General features: G+C 71.8%; 14 protein-coding genes and 1 pseudogene. 8 read left to right on the top strand and 7 right to left on the bottom strand.

The window, feature by feature from the left end:
• Nucleotides 1-118, top strand: a pseudogene (locus tag ABTX60_RS41520) (dihydrofolate reductase family protein); the annotation flags it as partial.
• A gap of 119 nt (nt 119-237) precedes the next feature.
• Here the strand turns inward: ABTX60_RS41520 and ABTX60_RS41515 are convergent.
• Nucleotides 238-1287: a LacI family DNA-binding transcriptional regulator gene (locus ABTX60_RS41515; RefSeq protein ID WP_352101893.1), complete on the bottom strand. Its 1050-nt coding sequence runs from the start codon at nt 1285-1287 to the stop codon at nt 238-240.
• A gap of 333 nt (nt 1288-1620) precedes the next feature.
• Here ABTX60_RS41515 and ABTX60_RS41510 point away from each other — a divergent pair, with 333 nt between their 5' ends.
• From ABTX60_RS41510 to ABTX60_RS41495, 4 genes are all read left to right on the top strand, one after another.
• Complete coding sequence (locus tag ABTX60_RS41510) at nt 1621-2772, top strand: Gfo/Idh/MocA family protein (protein ID WP_352101892.1); 1152 nt, start codon at nt 1621-1623, stop codon at nt 2770-2772.
• Nucleotides 2769-3923, top strand: coding sequence for a dihydrodipicolinate synthase family protein (locus ABTX60_RS41505; protein WP_352101891.1), 1155 nt, complete (start codon nt 2769-2771; stop codon nt 3921-3923). The genes ABTX60_RS41510 and ABTX60_RS41505 overlap by 4 nt, the downstream gene beginning before the upstream one ends.
• A gap of 32 nt (nt 3924-3955) precedes the next feature.
• A complete protein-coding gene (locus tag ABTX60_RS41500) occupies nt 3956-4753 on the top strand; it encodes a sugar phosphate isomerase/epimerase family protein (protein WP_352101894.1) in 798 nt (265 codons plus the stop codon).
• A 270-nt stretch (nt 4754-5023) separates the two neighbouring features.
• Nucleotides 5024-6208, top strand: a complete 1185-nt coding sequence (locus ABTX60_RS41495) for a hypothetical protein (RefSeq protein ID WP_352101890.1) — start codon at nt 5024-5026, stop codon at nt 6206-6208.
• Here the strand turns inward: ABTX60_RS41495 and ABTX60_RS41490 are convergent.
• Nucleotides 6174-7103 carry an EamA family transporter gene (locus tag ABTX60_RS41490; RefSeq protein ID WP_352101889.1) on the bottom strand — a complete coding sequence of 310 codons (930 nt, stop codon included), beginning with the start codon at nt 7101-7103 and terminating at the stop codon, nt 6174-6176. The genes ABTX60_RS41495 and ABTX60_RS41490 overlap by 35 nt on opposite strands.
• Before the next feature lie 114 nt (nt 7104-7217).
• Between ABTX60_RS41490 and ABTX60_RS41485 the strand changes: the two genes are divergently transcribed.
• The 3 genes from ABTX60_RS41485 to ABTX60_RS41475 all read left to right on the top strand — a co-directional run bounded on the left by ABTX60_RS41485 (nt 7218) and on the right by ABTX60_RS41475 (nt 11071).
• Nucleotides 7218-8135: a LysR family transcriptional regulator gene (locus tag ABTX60_RS41485; protein ID WP_352101888.1), complete on the top strand. Its 918-nt coding sequence runs from the start codon at nt 7218-7220 to the stop codon at nt 8133-8135.
• 333 nt (nt 8136-8468) lie between these two features.
• Nucleotides 8469-10301, top strand: coding sequence for a glycoside hydrolase family 3 protein (locus tag ABTX60_RS41480; RefSeq protein ID WP_352101887.1), 1833 nt, complete (start codon nt 8469-8471; stop codon nt 10299-10301).
• 113 nt (nt 10302-10414) lie between these two features.
• On the top strand, nt 10415-11071 hold the full coding sequence (locus ABTX60_RS41475; RefSeq protein WP_352101886.1) for a hypothetical protein: 657 nt from the start codon (nt 10415-10417) through the stop codon (nt 11069-11071).
• A 23-nt stretch (nt 11072-11094) separates the two neighbouring features.
• Here ABTX60_RS41475 and ABTX60_RS41470 read toward each other — a convergent pair whose 3' ends face one another.
• The 5 genes from ABTX60_RS41470 to ABTX60_RS41450 form a co-directional block, all read right to left on the bottom strand.
• Nucleotides 11095-11640 (bottom strand): DUF4760 domain-containing protein, encoded by a 546-nt coding sequence (locus ABTX60_RS41470; protein ID WP_352101885.1) that lies wholly within the window; start codon nt 11638-11640, stop codon nt 11095-11097.
• 97 nt (nt 11641-11737) lie between these two features.
• Nucleotides 11738-13165, bottom strand: coding sequence for a S28 family serine protease (locus ABTX60_RS41465; protein ID WP_352101884.1), 1428 nt, complete (start codon nt 13163-13165; stop codon nt 11738-11740).
• Between the two features lie 94 nt (nt 13166-13259).
• On the bottom strand, nt 13260-13652 hold the full coding sequence (locus ABTX60_RS41460; RefSeq protein WP_352101883.1) for a RidA family protein: 393 nt from the start codon (nt 13650-13652) through the stop codon (nt 13260-13262).
• 3 nt (nt 13653-13655) lie between these two features.
• Complete coding sequence (locus ABTX60_RS41455) at nt 13656-14048, bottom strand: hypothetical protein (RefSeq protein ID WP_352101882.1); 393 nt, start codon at nt 14046-14048, stop codon at nt 13656-13658.
• A gap of 108 nt (nt 14049-14156) precedes the next feature.
• Entirely contained in the window at nt 14157-17876 is a 3720-nt protein-coding gene (locus ABTX60_RS41450; protein ID WP_352101881.1) for an ABC transporter ATP-binding protein, read from the bottom strand.
• Between the last annotated feature and the right edge of the window lie 209 nt (nt 17877-18085).

The raw sequence follows: 18085 nt of genomic DNA, 5'->3' as shown, positions 1-18085 counted from the left end.
CGGGGCGGGCAAGCGGCTCTTCAGCGCCACCGACAAGGACGCCCAGAAGCTGCGGCTCGTCGAGCACGAGGCCTACGCCAACGGTCTGCAGAAGAACGTCTTCGACGTCGTCCACTGACGACGCCGATCAGCCGCGATCCAGCCCGTCCGGCGCTTGAGGACGAGGCCGTTCAGGCCGAAGCGGGGGCCTGGGGGCGGTAGCCCCCGGCAAGGCCAGGACGGCGATGCCCCCAGGACCTAGGAGACCCTCGGCACCCCGGAGGACCCGCGCACCATCAGTTCCCCCCGCACCGAGGCGATCCCCCCGGGCGGCGCCTCCTCGCGCCCCATCGCGATCCGCCCGGCGCGGGCCCCGGCCTCGGCCAGCGGCAGCCGGACCGTCGTCAGCGAAGGCACCGCGTCGATGCTGAACGGCAGGTCGTCGAAGCCCGCCACCGACACGTCCTCGGGGATCCGCAGCCCCGAGTCCCGCAGCGCGGCGCACGCGCCCAGTGCGACGGAGTCGTTCGCCGCGACGACCGCCGTCAGCGACGGGTCACGCCGCATCAGCTCCAGCGTGGCCTCGTAGCCGGACCGCCGGTCGTAGCGCCCGTGCACCGTCCAGCGCGGGTCCTCCTCGATGCCGTGCGCGGCCAGCGCGGCCCGGTGGCCCTCCAGCCGGTGCCGTGTGGTCGTCCGCTCCTCCGGGCCGGCGATGTACCCGAGCCGCCGGTGCCCGAGACCGATGAGGTGCTCGGTCAGCTCCTGACCGCCGCCGCGGTTGTCGAAGGGCAGCGCGATCGCACCGGTGTCCGGTGCCTGCGGCCGCCCGCACAGCACGACCCGCGTCCCGGCCTCGATCAGCTTGCGCACCTTCGCGTCCATGGCCGCCCTGTGCGGCGCGTCCTCGATCGCACCGCCGGTCAGCACCACGGCCGCCGCCCGCTGCCGCTGCAGCAGCGTGAGGTACGTCAGCTCCCGCTCCGGAGAGCCGCCCGTGTTGCAGACCACCGCGAGCCTCTCCCCGCCCGCACGGCCGCCCGGCCCGCCGATCTCGCCCTGGATGGCGCTCGCCATGATCCCGAAGAACGGGTCGGCGATGTCGTTCACCAGGATCCCGACCAGGTCGGAGGTGGCGGCGGCCAGGGCGCTCGCGGGCCCGTTGAGCACATAGTCCAGTTCGTCCACGGCCTTCAGCACCCGCTCGCGGGTGGAGGCCGCCACGGGGTAGTTCCCGTTCAGCACGCGCGACACCGTCGCGGGTGAGACCTGTGCGCGGGCCGCCACATCCGCCAGGGTCACCGTCATCTCGTCGTCCTCCGGTCGCGCATCGTCTCTCCGCCCTCGTACACACCCAGACCACTGGCCATGGTTCCGAGGGGAACAGCAGGTCGACCGCCGCTGCCCCGACGAACCCATGGCCATGGTTCCGAGCAGACCTTAAGCCCCCGACCCCCTGTTGTTCGCCCCCTCGAACAACTCGTCCTGGTCACGGTCTTGTCCGGACCGCGGTTCAGAGGCTAGCTTCTTCCTGTATAGAAAGCGCTTGCTGCATCGTTCACCAGTCCACGGCCGGCTCGACGGGCCTCCTGTGCAGGGTGGGGCGTACGCGGCGCGACGACCGCGTACGAAGGGAACGACGTGACACGCAAGACGGTGCGTATCGCCATGAACGGCGTGACCGGGCGCATGGGCTACCGCCAGCACCTGGTCCGCTCCATCCTCGCCCTCCGCGAGCAGGGCGGCCTCGACCTCGGCGACGGCACCGTGCTGTGGCCCGAGCCGATCCTGGTCGGCCGCCGCGAGCACGCGCTGAAGGCCCTGGCCGAGCAGCACGGGCTGGAGCACATCTCCACGGACGTGGACGCGGTCCTCGCCGACGAGACGGTGGACATCTACTTCGACGCGCAGGTCACCTCCGCCCGCGAGGAGGCCCTGAAGAAGGCCATCGCGGCCGGCAAGCACATCTACACCGAGAAGCCGACCGCCACCGGCCTCGACGGCGCCCTGGAGCTCGCCCGGCTGGCGAACGCGGCCGGCATCAAGCACGGCGTCGTCCAGGACAAGCTCTTCCTCCCGGGCCTGCTGAAGCTGAAGCGCCTCATCGACGGCGGCTTCTTCGGCCGGATCCTCTCGATCCGCGGCGAGTTCGGCTACTGGGTCTTCGAGGGCGACTGGCAGACCGCCCAGCGCCCGTCGTGGAACTACCGCGCCGAGGACGGCGGCGGCATCGTCGTCGACATGTTCCCGCACTGGGAGTACGTGCTGCACGAGCTGTTCGGCCGGGTGAGGTCCGTCCAGGCGCTCACCGCCACGCACATCCCGCAGCGCTGGGACGAGAACGACAAGCCGTACGACGCGACGGCCGACGACGCCGCGTACGGTGTCTTCGAGCTGGAGGGCGGCGCCATCGCCCAGATCAACTCCTCCTGGGCCGTCCGCGTCAACCGCGACGAGCTGGTGGAGTTCCAGGTCGACGGCACCGAGGGCTCCGCGGTCGCGGGCCTGTGCAACTGCCGCGTCCAGCACCGCAGCGCCACCCCCAAGCCGGTCTGGAACCCGGACATCCCCGCCACGGAGGTCTTCCGCGACCAGTGGCAGGAGGTACCGGACAACACCGAGTTCGACAACGGCTTCAAGGCCCAGTGGGAGCTGTTCCTCAAGCACGTCTACGCCGACGCCCCCTACCACTGGGACCTGCTGGCCGGTGCCCGCGGTGTGCAGCTCGCCGAGCTGGGCCTGAAGTCCTCGGCCGAGGGCCGCCGTCTCGACGTACCGGAGATCTCGCTGTGACGATCCGACTCCCGGGCGCCGACGGGGCACTGCGGACCTACGAGCCGCGCACCGAGCCCCTGGCCGTGACCGCCGGCACGGCCTTCACCTCCCGCACGGTCTTCTCGGCCGCGCACGTCGTGGCCGACCCGTACGCCGATGTCTCCCCCGACTCGCCCGCCGCCGTCGACTGGGACCTGACCCTCTCCTTCCGCCGCCACCTGTGGTCGCACGGGCTGGGCGTCGCCGAGGCCATGGACACCGCCCAGCGCGGCATGGGCCTGGACTGGGCGGGCGCGGCCGAGCTGATCCGCCGCAGCGCCGCCGAGGCCAAGGCGGTCGGCGGTCTGATCGCCTGCGGCGTCGGCACCGACCAGCTGACCGGCCCGGCGTCCCTCGCCGAGGTCCGCGCGGCCTACGAGGAGCAGCTCGCCCTCGTGGAGGAGTCCGGCGCGCAGGCCATCCTGATGGCGTCCCGGGCGCTCGCGGCGGCGGCCTCCGGCCCCGAGGATTACCTGGAGGTCTACGGCCACCTGCTGCGCCAGGCCTCCGAGCCGGTGATCCTGCACTGGCTCGGCCCGATGTTCGACCCGGCGCTGGAGGGCTACTGGGGCTCGTCCGACCTGGACGCGGCGACGGACACGTTCCTCGAGGTGATCGCCGCCCACCCGGACAAGGTCGACGGCATCAAGGTCTCCCTGCTGGACGCCCGGCGCGAGATCGACATCCGCCGCCGGCTCCCGCAGGGCGTGCGCTGCTACACCGGTGACGACTTCAACTACCCCGAGCTGATCGCGGGCGACGAACAGGGCTTCAGCCACGCGCTGCTCGGCATCTTCGACCCGCTCGGCCCGCTGGCGGCCGAGGCGGTCCGGGTCCTGGACACGGGTGATGCCCCGGGCTTTCGCGAGCTGCTGGACCCCACGGTCGGTCTCTCCCGCCACCTCTTCCAGACCCCGACCCGCTTCTACAAGACGGGGGTCGTCTTCCTCGCCTGGCTCGCGGACCACCAGCCGCACTTCACGATGGTCGGCGGTCTGCAGTCGGCCCGTTCACTGCCGCACCTCGCGAAGGCGTACGAACTGGCCGACGGACTGGGCCTGTTCCCCGACCCGAAGCTGGCGGAGGAACGGATGAAGACGCTGCTGAGCGTGTACGGGGTGAACCAGTGAGCGGGTCTCTGGAGCGCTTCTCCATCAACCAGATGACGGTGAAGCAGCTGTCGTTGCCGGAACTGGCCGACGGCTGCGCGCGGTTGGGCATCCGCAACGTGGGGCTCTGGCGCGAGCCGGTGCAGGCGCACGGCCTGGAGGCCACGGCCAAGCTGGTCCGCGACGCCGGGCTGACGGTGACGACGCTGTGCCGGGGCGGCTTCTTCACGGCGATCGACCCGGCGGAGCGCGCCGAGGCCCTGGCGGACAACCGCCGTGCGATCGACGAGGCGGCGGTCCTGGGCACGGACACCCTGGTCCTGGTCTCGGGCGGTCTGCCCGCCGGCTCCAAGGACCTGCGCGGCGCCCGTGAGCGCATCGCGGACGCGCTGGCGGAACTGGGCCCGTACGCACGACAGCACGGTGTCCGTCTGGCCATCGAGCCGCTGCACCCCATGTACGCCTCGGACCGCTGTGTGGTGTCGACCCTGGCCCAGGCCCTGGACCTCGCCGAGCGCTTCCCGGCGGACCAGGTCGGTGTCACGGTCGACACGTACCACATCTGGTGGGACGACACCGCGCCCGCGCAGATCGCCCGGGCCGGAGCGGGCGGCCGCATCCACACCTTTCAGCTCGCCGACTGGACGACTCCTCTCCCGGAGGGCGTCCTCACCGGCCGCGGCCAGATCGGCGACGGGTCGATCGACATGCGGGAGTGGCAGGATCACGTCGAGGCGGCCGGGTACACCGGCGCCATCGAGGTAGAGCTGTTCAACGACGTCCTGTGGGCCCGGGACGGCCAGGAGGTCCTGGCCGAGACTGCGAAGAGGTTCACCGAACACACCCGTTGACCCGGCTCCCCGCCATGCCGCTGCCCCGCCCCGCCGACCGGGGGCGGGGCAGCGGCATGTGCGGGCCCGCCCGCCGGCCGGGGAGCGAGGCAGCGGCATGTCCGGACCCGCGCGCCCGGGGCCAAGTGGCTTGTCCCGGCCCCGCATGCCCGGGGCAGAGCGGCGAGCCGCTCCGGATGCAGCCACCACCCGGGCGTGACACGCTTTTCCCAAGGACTCGGCCGGTCGTAGTGCTCTCTCTTCCCCTCGCCCTGATTCGAAAGAGCAGCCATGGCTGACTTCCTCGTCAACACCACCAAGTCCGGCGACCAGCTCCAGCCTGCCGTCGACGCCCTGTTCGGCACGCAGTTCCTGGAGCTGTGGTCGGACGAGAGCGACTTCGTCATCAAGGGCCAGTTCCTGGGTGACGACGGCGACAAGCTGGGAGACGAGTTCGCGGTCAGTGCCCAGCCGGCCGACGGGCCGGGGGTGCGGCCGCTGTGGCCGTCCGTGCTGTCCGCCGGGATCAGCGGCCAGTTCGCCGTATGGCTGGAGACCCCGTTCGGCACGCCGGGCCCCAGCCCCTGCGTGAAACTCCAGCGGTTCACCGAGGGCCGGAAGTCCGGCCCCGGGATGCTGGTCACCGAGGACGCGGATCCGCGGGTCAGGCCGTGCCTCGCGTTCATGATCGACGGTGGTGTGCTGGTCACCTGGGCGAGCCGGCGGCCCGACCGGCGTATCCGCGCGCGGCGCTTCCACGCGGACGGCAGCCCGGCGACACCGGAGTTCACGGTCAGCACCACCGAGGGCTTCCACGAGAGGCCCGCCGCCTCGATCCTCACCAACGGCAACGTGGTCGTGGCGTGGTCGACGGACCCCTCGGCGATCGGCGGCGGCCGGCTCACCCTGCGGTTCTTCGACTTCGAGGGCAACCCGCTGGGCGGGGAGATCCAGCCGGACGTCGGCGGCTTCACCGGCGTCAACGCGATCACCCTGCTCGACAGCGGACGCTTCGTCGTCGCGCACATCGAGGGCATCCAGCCCAGCGACCTGGGCAAACCGCAGACGACGGTGGCCGCGAGCATCTTCCAGCCGGACGGCACTGAGACCTTCGACATCACGGCCGGGAACCCCAGGGGTGTCACCCGGAGCTCCCCGGCCCTGTCCCGGCTGCCGAACGGACGGTTCCTGATGGCGTGGGTCGAGGAGAGCGCGGACACGCACGACACCGTGTCGACGGTGATGGCCAAGGTCTGCTCGGAGAGCCAGGGTTCCCTGGGCGATCCGGTGCGGGTCAGCACGGCGGACCCCGGGCAGCGGTCCCACCTTTGCGCCGCGACGGCCTTCGGCAACGGCCCCGAGAGCGTGCTGATCACCTGGGACGACGACAGCCACCTGGACGGCGACACGGGCTTCGGCGTCCGGGCCCGCACCTTCCACGTCAGCCCGCCCGGGATGCTGGTCGAGGCGTCCTGACGGCGGTCGCCGCCGGGTCCGCTGCGACCCCGAGTGTGGTGCGGCGCGGGGTGCGGGACGCCAGACCCACCCCGCCCACCAGCAGGGCCGCCGCACACCACCGCAGCGGGCTCACCGGCTCGCCCAGGAACAGGAACGCCGACGACATGCCGAAGACCGGGACCAGGAGGGAGAACGGGGCCACCGTGGAGGCGGGGTGGTGGCGCAGGAGGAAACCCCACGCGCCGAAACCGAAGACGGTGGTGATCCAGGCGACGTAGAGGACGGTGCCCGCGCCCTGCCAGTCCAGGGCGCGCAGGGCCGCCAGGTCGCGTGCGGGGCCCTCCGTGAGGAGGGAGAGGGCCAGCAGGGGGAGGACCGGGACCGTGCTGACCCAGACCATGAAGTTCAGGGCGTCGGGCGGGGCGGCCTTGCGGGTGAGGACGTTCGACGCGCCCCAGCACGCCGCCGCCCCGACGACCAGGGCGAACGCGCCGAGCGGGCCGGAGGCGCCCTCGTCCACGGCCGCCACGGCGATGCCGGCCAGGGCGATCAGCATGCCCAGCAGACGGACGCGGGAGGGCCGTTCGCCCAGGGTCAGGGCCGCGATCGCCGCCGTGAACACCGCCTGGATCTGCAGGACGAGGGAGGACAGGCCGGCCGGCATGCCCGCGTCCATGCCGACGAAGAGAAGGCCGAACTTCGCCACCCCGAGGACCAGGCCGACCGCCACGATCCACTTCCACGCCACCTTGGGGCGGCCCACGAGGAACACGGCCGGGAGCGCTGCCGCGAGGAAGCGCAGGGCGGAGAAGAGCAGGGGCGGAAAGTGGTCCAGGCCGATCTCGATGACCGTGAAGTTGACGCCCCAGACGGCGGCGACCAGGACGGCGAGAGCGAGGTGTGACGGGCGCATGCCGTGAGCATCGCCCTGGGCGACCATGAAGCACCAGCGATGATTGCTGCATGGTTGGATGAAGCATCGCTTAGCAAACCTTGAGCCGCCCGCTCAACGGAAAGGGGTACCCCCGTGCTCGACCTCCAGCGGCTGCGCGCCCTGCACGCCGTCTCCGTGCACGGCACCGTCGGCGCCGCCGCGCTCGCGCTCGGGTACACGCCTTCCGCGGTGTCCCAGCAGATCGCCAAGCTGGAGCGGGAGACCCGGACGGTCCTGCTGGAGCGGGAGGGGCGGGGCGTCCGGCTCACCGACGAGGCCCGTCAACTGGTGGCGACCGCTCAGGAGTTGCTGGCCATCGTGGAGCGCGCGGAGACCGAGCTGGAGGAGCGGCGGGGCCGGCCTTCGGGGCGGCTGACCATCGCCGCGTTCGCGTCGGCGGCACGCGGGCTGATGCCGGGGGTGCTGGCCGAGCTGGGCCGCCTGCATCCGGCCCTGGACGCCCGGTTGGCGGAGGTCGACCCGCATCTGTCCGTCGACCTGGTGGCGAAGGGGGCCGTCGATCTCGCCGTCGCGCACGACTGGGACATCGCGCCGCTGCCCGCCCCGCCGGGCCTGGAGCAGGAGGTCATCGGCAACGACCTGTGCGACCTGCTCGTCCCCGAGGGGCATCCCTTCGCCGGGCGGGCCGCCGTACGGCGGGAGGAGCTGGGCGGGGAGCGGTGGATCTGCCAGCCGCCGGGGCGGGTCTGCCACGACTGGCTGCTGCGGACGCTGCGCACGGCCGGGCACGAGCCGGACATCGTCCACCAGGCCGACGAGAATCCCACCCTCGTGGCCCTGGTGGCGGCCGGACTCGGCGTCGCGCTCATCCCGAGGCTGGGACGCGGGCCGCTGCCCGCCGGGGTGGTGGAGGTGCCGCTCGACCCGATGCCGGTGCGACGGCTGTACGCCCTGTGGCGGACGGGGGCGGCCCGGCGTCCGGCCATCGCGGAAACCGTACGGGTGCTCGGTGAGCAGTGGCCGGAAGTGGCGGCTCATCCGCCCCGCTGACCTCCAGGTTCCCCCTGCGTCCCGACTTGCGGAAATCCGGGCCGCGTCGGGAACCCGGAGCGGACCGGCCCCGTCCAATCGCAGGCCTCCGGAGAGTCACCACGGTGCGGTGTCGGCCCTCGCCACTGGCTGCGATCGCTGACCACCCTCTCCGCCGTACCGCGGCCGGCGGCACCCGCCGCCATCGGCGCGTCCCCCTCCAACCGCGCCGGTGGCGGCCCCTCGGGGCGTTGCTGCGCGTTCCCTTGACTGGCGGAAACTTCCCGGATATTCGTGACTTCCTGGAAGTTTCCTTCAGTGGATCCGAGCGGATCACCTCCGGAAGGAGCGCACGTGCACGACACCGGCACGGAAAGCACGGGAAACACCGCTCAGCCCTCCAGACGTACCGTCCTCGCCGCCACGGCCGGCGTCACCGCCGCCCTCGCCGCCGCCGGACCCGCGCACGCCGCCGCCCCGGACGACAGCCGGCTGCGCGCCCTCGTCTCCCGCATGACCCTCGAGGAGAAGGTCGGCCAGCTCTTCGTCATGCGGGTCTACGGCCACTCGGCCACCGCACCCGACCAGGCCGACATCGACGCCAACCTCAAGGAGATCGGGGTCCGCACGGCCGCCGAGCTGGTGGCGAGGTACCGGGTCGGCGGCATCATCTACTTCACCTGGGCGCACAACACCCGCGACCCGCACCAGATCGCCGAGCTGTCCAACGGCATCCAGAAGGCCTCCCTCGAACTGCCGCGCGGGCTGCCGGTGCTCATCTCCACCGACCAGGAGCACGGGATCGTCTCCCGGGTGGGCGAGCCCGCGACGCTGTTCCCGGGCGCCATGGCCGTAGGGGCGGGCGGGTCGCGCTCCGACGCCCGTACGCTCGGGCGGATCGCGGGTGCCGAGCTGCGCGCGATGGGGATCCGGCAGGACTACTCCCCCGTGGCCGACGTGAACGTCAACCCGGCCAACCCGGTCATCGGCGTACGGTCCTTCGGCGCCGCCCCGCGGGCGGTGTCCGCGCTGGTGGCCGCCGAGGTCGCCGGGTACCAGGGGTCCGGGGTCGCCGCGACCGCCAAGCACTTCCCCGGGCACGGGGACACCAACGTCGACAGCCACACCGGCTTCCCCACCATCACACACAGCCGGGAGCTGTGGGAGAAGCTCGACGCACCGCCGTTCAAGGCGGCGATCGCCGCCGGCATCGACTCGATCATGACCGCGCACCTGATGGTCCCGGCCCTCGACGACTCCGGCGACCCGGCCACCCTCTCCCGCCCGATCCTCACCGGCATCCTGCGCGAACGCCTCGGCTACGACGGGGTCGTGGTCACTGACTCCCTCGGCATGGAGGGCGTACGGACCAAGTACGGCGACGCCCGGGTGCCGGTGCTCGCGCTGAAGGCGGGCGTGGACCAGCTCCTCAACCCGCCCGACCTGGACCTCGCGTGGAACGCCGTCCTGACGGCCGTGCGCGAGGGCGAGCTGACGGAGGCCCGGCTCGACGCGTCGATCCTGCGGGTGCTGCGGCTGAAGTCCAAGCTGGGGCTGTTCCGTTCGCCGTACGTCACTCGAGCCGGTGTGGACCGGGCCGTCGGGACCCGGGCCCATCGGGCGGCCGCCGACCGGATCGCCGAGCGGACGACCACGCTGCTCGTCAACGAGGGGCGGCTGCTGCCGCTGTCGCGCCGCCGGCACCCCGAGGTGCTGGTCGTCGGCGCGGACCCGGCGTCACCGTCCGGCACGACGGGACCGCCCACGGGCGTGCTCGCGGGCGCGCTGAACGAGCTGGGCTTCACCGCCACGGCTCTGTCCACCGGCACGGCCCCTTCGGCGGCCACCATCGCCAAGGCGGTCGCGGCGGCGCGGGAGGCGGACGCGGTGGTGGCCGCCACGTACAACGTCACCGCGAGCAGCAGCCAGAAGACGCTGGTGGAGCAGCTCGTGGCGACCGGGAGGCCGGTCGTGGCGGTGGCGATCCGCAATCCGTACGACGTGGCCCGGCTGCCGTCCGTGCGGGCCTGTCTGGCCGCCTATTCCTGGACCGATGTCGAACTGCGGGCCGCCGCACGGGTGATCGCCGGGCGGGTGAGGCCGCGCGGGAAACTGCCGGTGCCGGTGCAACGGGCGGATGATCCGGAACAGGTGCTGTACCCCATCGGCTACGGGCTGTCGTACTAGACGTACGCCAAGGACCGTGCGCACCACCCCCAACGTGCGCAAACCGCCCTGTGTGCCTGGCGTGTGCCCGCTACGGCGGGTCACGCTGGACGAGCACACTCGGGGGGACGGCGATGCGTGAGCGAAGTCTTGTGGGGGTGGTCTGCGGGCTCCTGGTCCTGATCGGCGCGCTGCTGACCGGCTGCCAGAGTCCGTCGGGAGGCGTGGCGGAGGACGGCCGGCTGGGCGGGCCGGCGACCGGCAGGACCGCCACGGTGTCGCCGGTGCCGACCCGGCCCGCCGGGTACGGGGCGGTGTTCCTCGCGGTCGGCGAGTGCTCCTCGTTCGGTACGACGAGCTTCACCGAGGTGCCGTGCACCGGTGAGCGGGCGGCGGCCCGGGTCGTGGCGCGGCACGACGGCACGGTGCGGGACGGGCCGCGCTGCCCCTCGGACACCGACTTCGTGCTGCACATCAGCGAGCAGCGGCCCGCGTTCGACGAGGACGGCGACGGGAGGGTCCCGCAGGGCTACGCCTGTATGCGCAACCTCCAGCCGCCGCACCCCGGTGACCCGGGCGGCGGGGGCGGTCCCCGCACGATCGTCGGCGACTGCGTCTACGACTCCGGCGACGGGAAGGTCCGCGAGACCGCCTGCGACGGCACGGGCGAACGGCGGCCGCAGTACAAGGTGGTCCGGGCGGTCGCCGAGCGGGCCGACTGCCCCGGCCCGACCGCCCTGTACGTCCGGCTGGGCGGGAAGCGGCCCGTGGGGTGCGCCCGGCCGCTGTAGCGGGGCGCCCGCCGTCGTCCGCGTCACCGCATCAGCCTGTTACGCGACATTCGTCGCCGGGCCTCTGCCATCTGGTCGCGGACGTGCTCCGGGGGCAGGTCCGCCGCCAGTCGGGCCAGCTCCTCGAAGGTCGACAGATACGTTCCGCCGCTGCCCTCGCCCCGCAACTCCCTCTCCCGCTCCACGAACGGCCGGGCGGCCTTCCAGACCGAGACGATCCGGGTGCGCAGGACCGTGACCAGCAGAGTCTGGTCGAGCAGACCGAAGACAGCGAGGTTGGCGAACGACTGGTAGTAGTACACGACGCTGCAGAAGGCCGCCTTGGCCTCAGCCGGCAGCCCGCGTACTCCGTTCTCCGGGTCGTGCTCGGCTCCCAGGCGGGTGCACACGTAGTCGTGCTGCTCGTGGAACTCCGCGGACCGGAACTCCTTGAGCAGGTCGACCAGCACCGATATGTGGTTGGCGTGCTTCGCGGTGCGGGCCTGCCGTGCGCTGAACACGATGGAGGTCACCACTGCGACGACGGCGATGGCCGTGGTCACGACGTTGAAGACGACAGAACTGTCCATCCGGTCACCGTACGGAGCATTCACCGCGAGCGCATGGACATGCGAACCGCCCCTCGGTCCGGAGGCCGAGGGGCGGTCCAGTGCGGTCAGCGGGCTGTTACGGACGCAGCGTCATCTCACGCTGCACGTCCCGCTTGTCGAGCTTGGCATCGAACTTCGCCAGCGGCTTGGCCGCCTGCGGGTCGGCCTGCACCGCGCCGGGGGCGACGCCGGCCCAGTCGAGGATGCGGGCGGTGGCGAGGGCCTTCTGCTCGGGCACGAGGCCCGCGACGTTGGCGCCGTGGTTCATGCCGGGGGCGGTCATGACGTAGGAGTCCTTCGCGCCCTTGCCGACGCGGAACGGCTCCGCGCCCCACGGGTCGTTCTGGCCGTAGACGAACAGCATGTGACGGGCGTTGTGGCGGACCCAGGTGTCCACGTCGCGCATCGCCGACGGCTGGAACTTCATCGAGATGTCCCGGGGGACGAAGTTGCGCGGCGGCTGGTAGCCGTAACGGATGTACTGCTTCTCGACGTGCGGGAAGTGGATGGTCGGCGCGCCGAGCTGGGTGCCGGCCTGGTAGTAGTACGGCGTGTAGGTGGTCAGGCCCTGGTCGGCGTAGGCGGAGAAGCCGGAGATCGTGTCGACGGAGTCCCAGATCGCGTCGTCGGTGGCGTTCTTCGCGTCGGCCGGGATCTGGTCGCAGTCGGCCAGCAGGCTGTACTGCCAAAAGCCCCATACGTAGTCGAGGACGGTGGCCTCGTAGGCCTTGTCCAGACTGCCGATGGTGGTGAAGGTGAGGCCGTTCTCCTCGGCGTAGGCGGCGTACTTCTTCTCCAGCGGCTCGCGGCGCACCAGCGCCTCGCGCTGCACGGCGTTCAGTCGGTCGCGGCAATCGTCGGTGCCGACGCGGGCGAAGAAGCGGTCGTAGGCCGAGTCCTCCTTGTTCACCACGTCGTTGGGGGCGACGTAGGCGACGACGCCGTCCATGTCCCGCGGGTAGAAGCGCTCGTAGTAGGTGGCGGTCATGCCGCCCTTCGAACCGCCCGTGGAGATCCACTTCTTGCTGTAGATGCCCTTCAGCGCCTTGAAGACGCGGTGCTGGTCGCTGGCGGCCTGCCAGATGTCCAGCTTGGACCAGTCGGCCGGGGCGGGCCGGGACGGGGTGAAGAAGCGGTACTCCAGGGAGACCTGGTTGCCGTCCACGATCTGGGTGGGCTCGCTGCGGCGGGGCGTCGTGGAGACGTTGTAGCCGCTGGTGAAGAACACCGTCGGGCGGGATACGTCCTTGTGCAGCACGGTGATGCGCTGCTGGAACGTGCCCTTGGAGGGCTTGCGGTGGTCGACCGGCTGCGTGTAGTTCAGGACGAAGAAGCGGTAGCCGGTGTACGGCTTCTCCTCCACCAGGCTCATGCCCGGTATGGAGAGCAGTCTCTCCTTGATGTCGGTGGTGCCGGCGGCGTCGGCGGCGGTGGCCGCTCCCGCCGTGCCCAGTGTGCCTATGAGCACCGTGAGCGCCAGCAGCCATCTGAGCGCCTTGCGCATGCGCACTCCCCTGTGAGACAGATGTGCGCCGGAAGCTAGCGGACCAACTCACCGGAGCACCAGGGGACATAGGGAAAACCCTGTGTGCGCCTGCCTATGGGTGTGCGTCGAGACGCACGAGCGCGCCGATCTCCACGAGTTGGTCCGGCAGCGCCAGGTCGGACACTCCCATGACCGTGCTGGCGGGCCGGTGCTCCCCGAAGTACTCGGCGTGGAGGCGCGCTGTCGTGTCGAAGTTCTCCCGCAGGTTCCTCACCAGCACCGTGGTCTCCACTGTCTGGCTGCGCTCGGCCCCGAAGTGCCTCAGCACCAGGTCGAGATTCTCCAGCGTGGTGCGGACCTGCAGTTCGAAGTCGCCTGCGCCCACGAAGTCGCCGTCACGGTCATGGGACAGCTGTCCTGACACGTAGACCGTGTCACCGACCTGGGTGGCCTGGCTGTAGCCGTACAACGACTCCCACGGCATACCGAAACCGAATGCCTTCATCCGTCAGCACAGGATCCAGCCGGAGCTGAACTTCCCCGGGCCGACCCGGCCCTTGAGCCAGACGCAGCGGCGTCCGGCGTGCACCGTCACCGGGCCCGCGTGGTGGGCGTACGTGCCCGCGTCGACGACCGGCCGGTTGCCGCGCGCCTGCACGCTCACCGACATCGTGCGCCGGGCGCCGGGCTTCTTGGTGAGGGTGACGGCGCAGACGTAGCCGCCGCGCTTGTAGACGAGCACGGTCCCGGTGGAGAACGGCAGCGCGCGGACCTTGCGCCCGGGGCAGAGCGCGGATGTCGCGGCCTGCGCCTCGCCCGGGGCCGCGACGGCGAGCAGCCCGGAGGCGGTCAGCACGGCCAGCCCGAACGCGAGCCGCCGGCGTATCGCTGCACTGTGCACTGTCGTCCTCCCGTACCGCGTCCTCCGCGACCATCGGCGTACGCCTGTACGGACGCATGACGTATGTCGGATGGTTGCACGAGCGTTACGGAAACGCGGTCAGGGGTGCTAGCGGGACACGCCGACCGGCTCCTCCGGCTCCGCGGCGCCGATGAACGTCCGCCACAGCTCCGCGTACCGCCCGCCGCCCGCGAGCAGCTCGTCGTGCGTGCCGTCCTCGGCGACCCGGCCGTGGTCCATGACGACGACCCGGTCGGCTCGGGCGGCGGTGGTGAGGCGGTGGGCGACGACGAGGGTGGTGCGGCGGCCGGCGAGCCGGTCGGTGGCCTGGTTGACCTGGGCCTCCGTGGCCAGGTCGAGGGCGGCCGTGGCCTCGTCGAGCAGCAGCACGTCCGGGTCGACCAGCTCGGCGCGGGCCAGGGCGATCAGCTGGCGCTGCCCGGCGGACAGGTTGCGGCCGCGCTCGGCGACCTCGTAGAGGTAGCCGCCCTCCAGGGTGGCGATCATGTCGTGCGCGCCGACCGCGCGGGCCGCCGCCTCGACCTGGGCGTCGGTGGCGTCGGGGCGGCCGTAGGCGATGGCGTCGCGGACGGTGCCCTGGAAGAGGTACGCCTCCTGCGGGACGACCCCCAGACGGTGCCGGTACGAGGTGAGGTCGAGGGCCCGCAGGTCGGTGCCGTCGACGGTGACCCGGCCGCCGGTGGGGTCGTAGAAGCGGGCCACGAGCTTGACGAGGGTCGACTTGCCCGCGCCGGTCTCGCCGACGAAGGCGACGGTCTGCCCGGCCGGGATGCGCAGGTCGACCCCGCCGAGGGCCTCTTCGTCGGTGCCGTAGGCGAAGTGCACGTCCTCGAAGGCGATGTCGCCGCGCAGCGACAGGACCTCCAGGGGTTCGTCGGCGGACTTCGTCGACGTCGGCTCCCGGAGCAGCTCCTGGATGCGGCCCAGCGAGACGGTCGCCTGCTGGTAGCCGTCGAAGACCTGGGACAGCTGCTGCACGGGCGCGAAGAACAGATCGATGTAGAGCAGGTACGCCACCAGCGAGCCGATGGCGAGGGTCCCGTCGTCGACCCGGGCACCGCCCACGACCAGCACGGCCGCGGCCGCCACCGACGACAGGAACTGCACGAACGGGAAGTACACCGAGATCAGCCACTGGCCCCGGATGCGGGCCTGCCGGTAGTCGGCGCTGCGCTCGGCGAACCGCCGCCCGCCGTCCCGCTCGCGCCGGAAGGCCTGCACGATCCGCAGCCCGGAGACCGACTCCTGGAGGTCGGCGTTGACGACCGACACGCGTTCGCGGGCCAGCTCGTACGCCTTCACGCTCGCCCGGCGGAAGAAGAACGTGGCGATGATCAGCGGCGGCAGCGTCGCGAAGACGACCAGCGCGAGCTGCACGTCGATCACCAGCAGCGCGCCCATGATCCCGAAGAAGGTGACGACCGAGACGAAGGCCGTGACCAGGCCCGTCTGGAGGAACGTCGACAACGCGTCGACGTCGGTCGTCATCCGGGTCATGATCCGCCCGGTCAGCTCGCGCTCGTAGTAGTCGAGCCCGAGACGCTGGAGCTGGGAGAAGATCTTCAGCCGGAGCGAGTACAGGACCCGCTCGCCGGTGCGCCCGGTCATCCGGGTCTCGCCGATCTGGGCCCCCCATTGCACGGCGACCGTCAACAGCCCCAGCAGGGCCGCCGCCCACACGGCGCCGAGCGCGGCCTCGGTGACGCCCGAGTCGATGCCGTGCCGGATCAGCACCGGCAGCAGCAGGCCCATGCCGGCGTCGGTGGCGACCAGGGCGAGGCTGATCAGCAGCGGCAGACCGAAGCCGCGCAGCAGCCTGCGCAGGCCGTAGGAGTCCTCCGGCTGGACGGCCTTCGCCTCGTCGACGTCCGGGACGTCGGTGGCCGGGGGCAGCGCCTCGACCTGGGCGAGCAGTTCGGGGGTGGCGGGGCTCTCCGCGAGGGCGGTGTCCTTGCGTTCGCGGTCACCGGTCCACAGCCTCGGGGTGACCCCGCGCTCGGCGTCGAACTCGGCGTCCAGTTCGTCCCGGACGGAGGTGTCCTCCTGCGGGCAGGCCGGCGGGGTGTGGCCCGGGGAGACCGCGCCCAGTTCGTCGGGGTCGGTGAGCAGGCGCCGGTAGAGGGCGGAGCGCTCCTGGAGTTCCTCGTGGGTGCCGATGTCGGCGAGGCGGCCGCCGTCCAGGACGGCGATGCGGTCGGCGAGGTTCAGGGTGGAGCGGCGGTGGGCGATGAGCAGGGTGGTGCGGCCCCGCATGACGCCCTTCAGGGCCTCGTGGATCTCGTGCTCGACCCGCGCGTCGACGGCGGAGGTGGCGTCGTCCAGGACCAGCAGGCGCGGGTCGCTGAGGATGGCGCGGGCGAGGGCGACGCGCTGGCGCTGGCCGCCGGAGAGGGTGAGCCCGTGCTCGCCGACGGTGGTGTCGTAGCCCTCGGGCAGCTCGGTGATGAAACGGTCCGCCTGGGCGGCGCGGGCGGCCTTCTCGATCTCCTCGAAGGTGGCGTCCGGGCGGCCGTAGGCGATGTTGGCGCGGACCGTGTCGGAGAAGAGGAACGAGTCCTCCGGGACCAGTCCGATCGCCGCCCGCAGGGACTCCAGGGACAGCTCGCGCACGTCGTGGCCGCCGACCAGGACGGCCCCGCGGGAGGCGTCGTAGAAGCGCGGCAGCAGCAGGGAGACCGTGGACTTGCCGGAGCCGGAGGAGCCGACCACGGCGAGGGTCTCGCCCGGGCGGATCTCGAAGCTCAGCCCGTCGAGGACCGGGTGGCCGTCGTCGTAGCCGAAGGAGACGTCGTCGAACTCGACCGTCGCGGGGGCGTCGGAGGGCAGGTCCTTGTGGCCGTCCTCGATCGACGGCTCGGTGTCGATCAGCTCCAGGACCCGCTCGGTGCCGGCCCGGGCCTGCTGGCCGACGGTGAGCACCACCGCGAGCATGCGGACCGGGCCGACCAGCTGCGCGAGGTAGGTGGAGAAGGCGACGAACGTGCCGAGCGTGATGTGCCCGCGTACAGCGAGCCAGCCGCCGAGGGCCAGCATCGCGACCTGGCCGAGCGCGGGGACGGCCTGCAGGGCCGGGGTGTAGACCGAGTTCAGGCGGATGGTGCGCAGCCGTCCCGCGAACAGCCGTCGGCCGACCTCCCGGAGTTTGCCGGTCTCCTGCTCCTCCTGCCCAAAGCCCTTCACCACGCGTACGCCGCTGACGGCGCCGTCGACGACGCCCGCGACGGCGGCGGCCTGGGCCTGGGCGTACCAGGTGGAGGGGTGCAGCCTGGTGCGGCTGCGCTTGGCGATCCACCAGAGGGCGGGCGCGACGGCCAGCGCGACCAGGGTGAGCGGCACGGACAGCCACGCCATGATCGCCAGGGAGAGCAGGAAGAGCATGAAGTTCCCGATGGTCATCGGGAGCATGAAGAGCAGGCCCTGGATCAGCTGGAGGTCGCTGGTGGCGCGGCCCACGACCTGGCCGGTGGACAGCTCGTCCTGGCGGCGGCCGTCCAGCCGGGTGATCGTGCCGTACATCTCCGTCCGCAGGTCGTGCTGGACGTCGAGGGCGAGGCGGCCGCCGTAGTAGCGGCGGATGTAGGTGAGGACGTAGACGACCAGGGCGGCGGCGACCAGGAGGCCGGCCCAGGTGGTCATGTCCCTGGCGTGCTCGCTGATGACGTCGTCGATGATCACCTTGGTGATCAGGGGGACGAGCGCCATGACGGCCATACCGGCCAGTGATGAGCCGAGGGCGAGTACGACGTCCTTCGGGTGGCGCCACGCGTAGGCCCACAGTCGTCGTGCCCATCCCCGTTTCGGTGTCACGCCGGTACCTTCCAGTCGTCCTGCTCTGCCGGAAGGCACCAACGCGCGAGGCACCCGATTTCATCCCGCGACGCCGCCTTCCCGACCAGGGAACGAGGAAAACGGGGCCGGAGACCTAGGTCGTGTCCGCAAAGTCAGGAGAGCCAGAGTCGTAGGCAGGCGATGGTGACCAGGGCTTCGTAGTGGCGGGCGCGTTTGTCGTAGCGGGT

Origin of the sequence: Streptomyces sp. NPDC126510 (assembly GCF_040302345.1) — a bacterium.
Classification (GTDB): domain Bacteria; phylum Actinomycetota; class Actinomycetes; order Streptomycetales; family Streptomycetaceae; genus Streptomyces.
The sequence above is the reverse complement of the archived record's forward strand: the minus strand, read 5'-3'. Positions and strand labels throughout refer to the sequence as shown.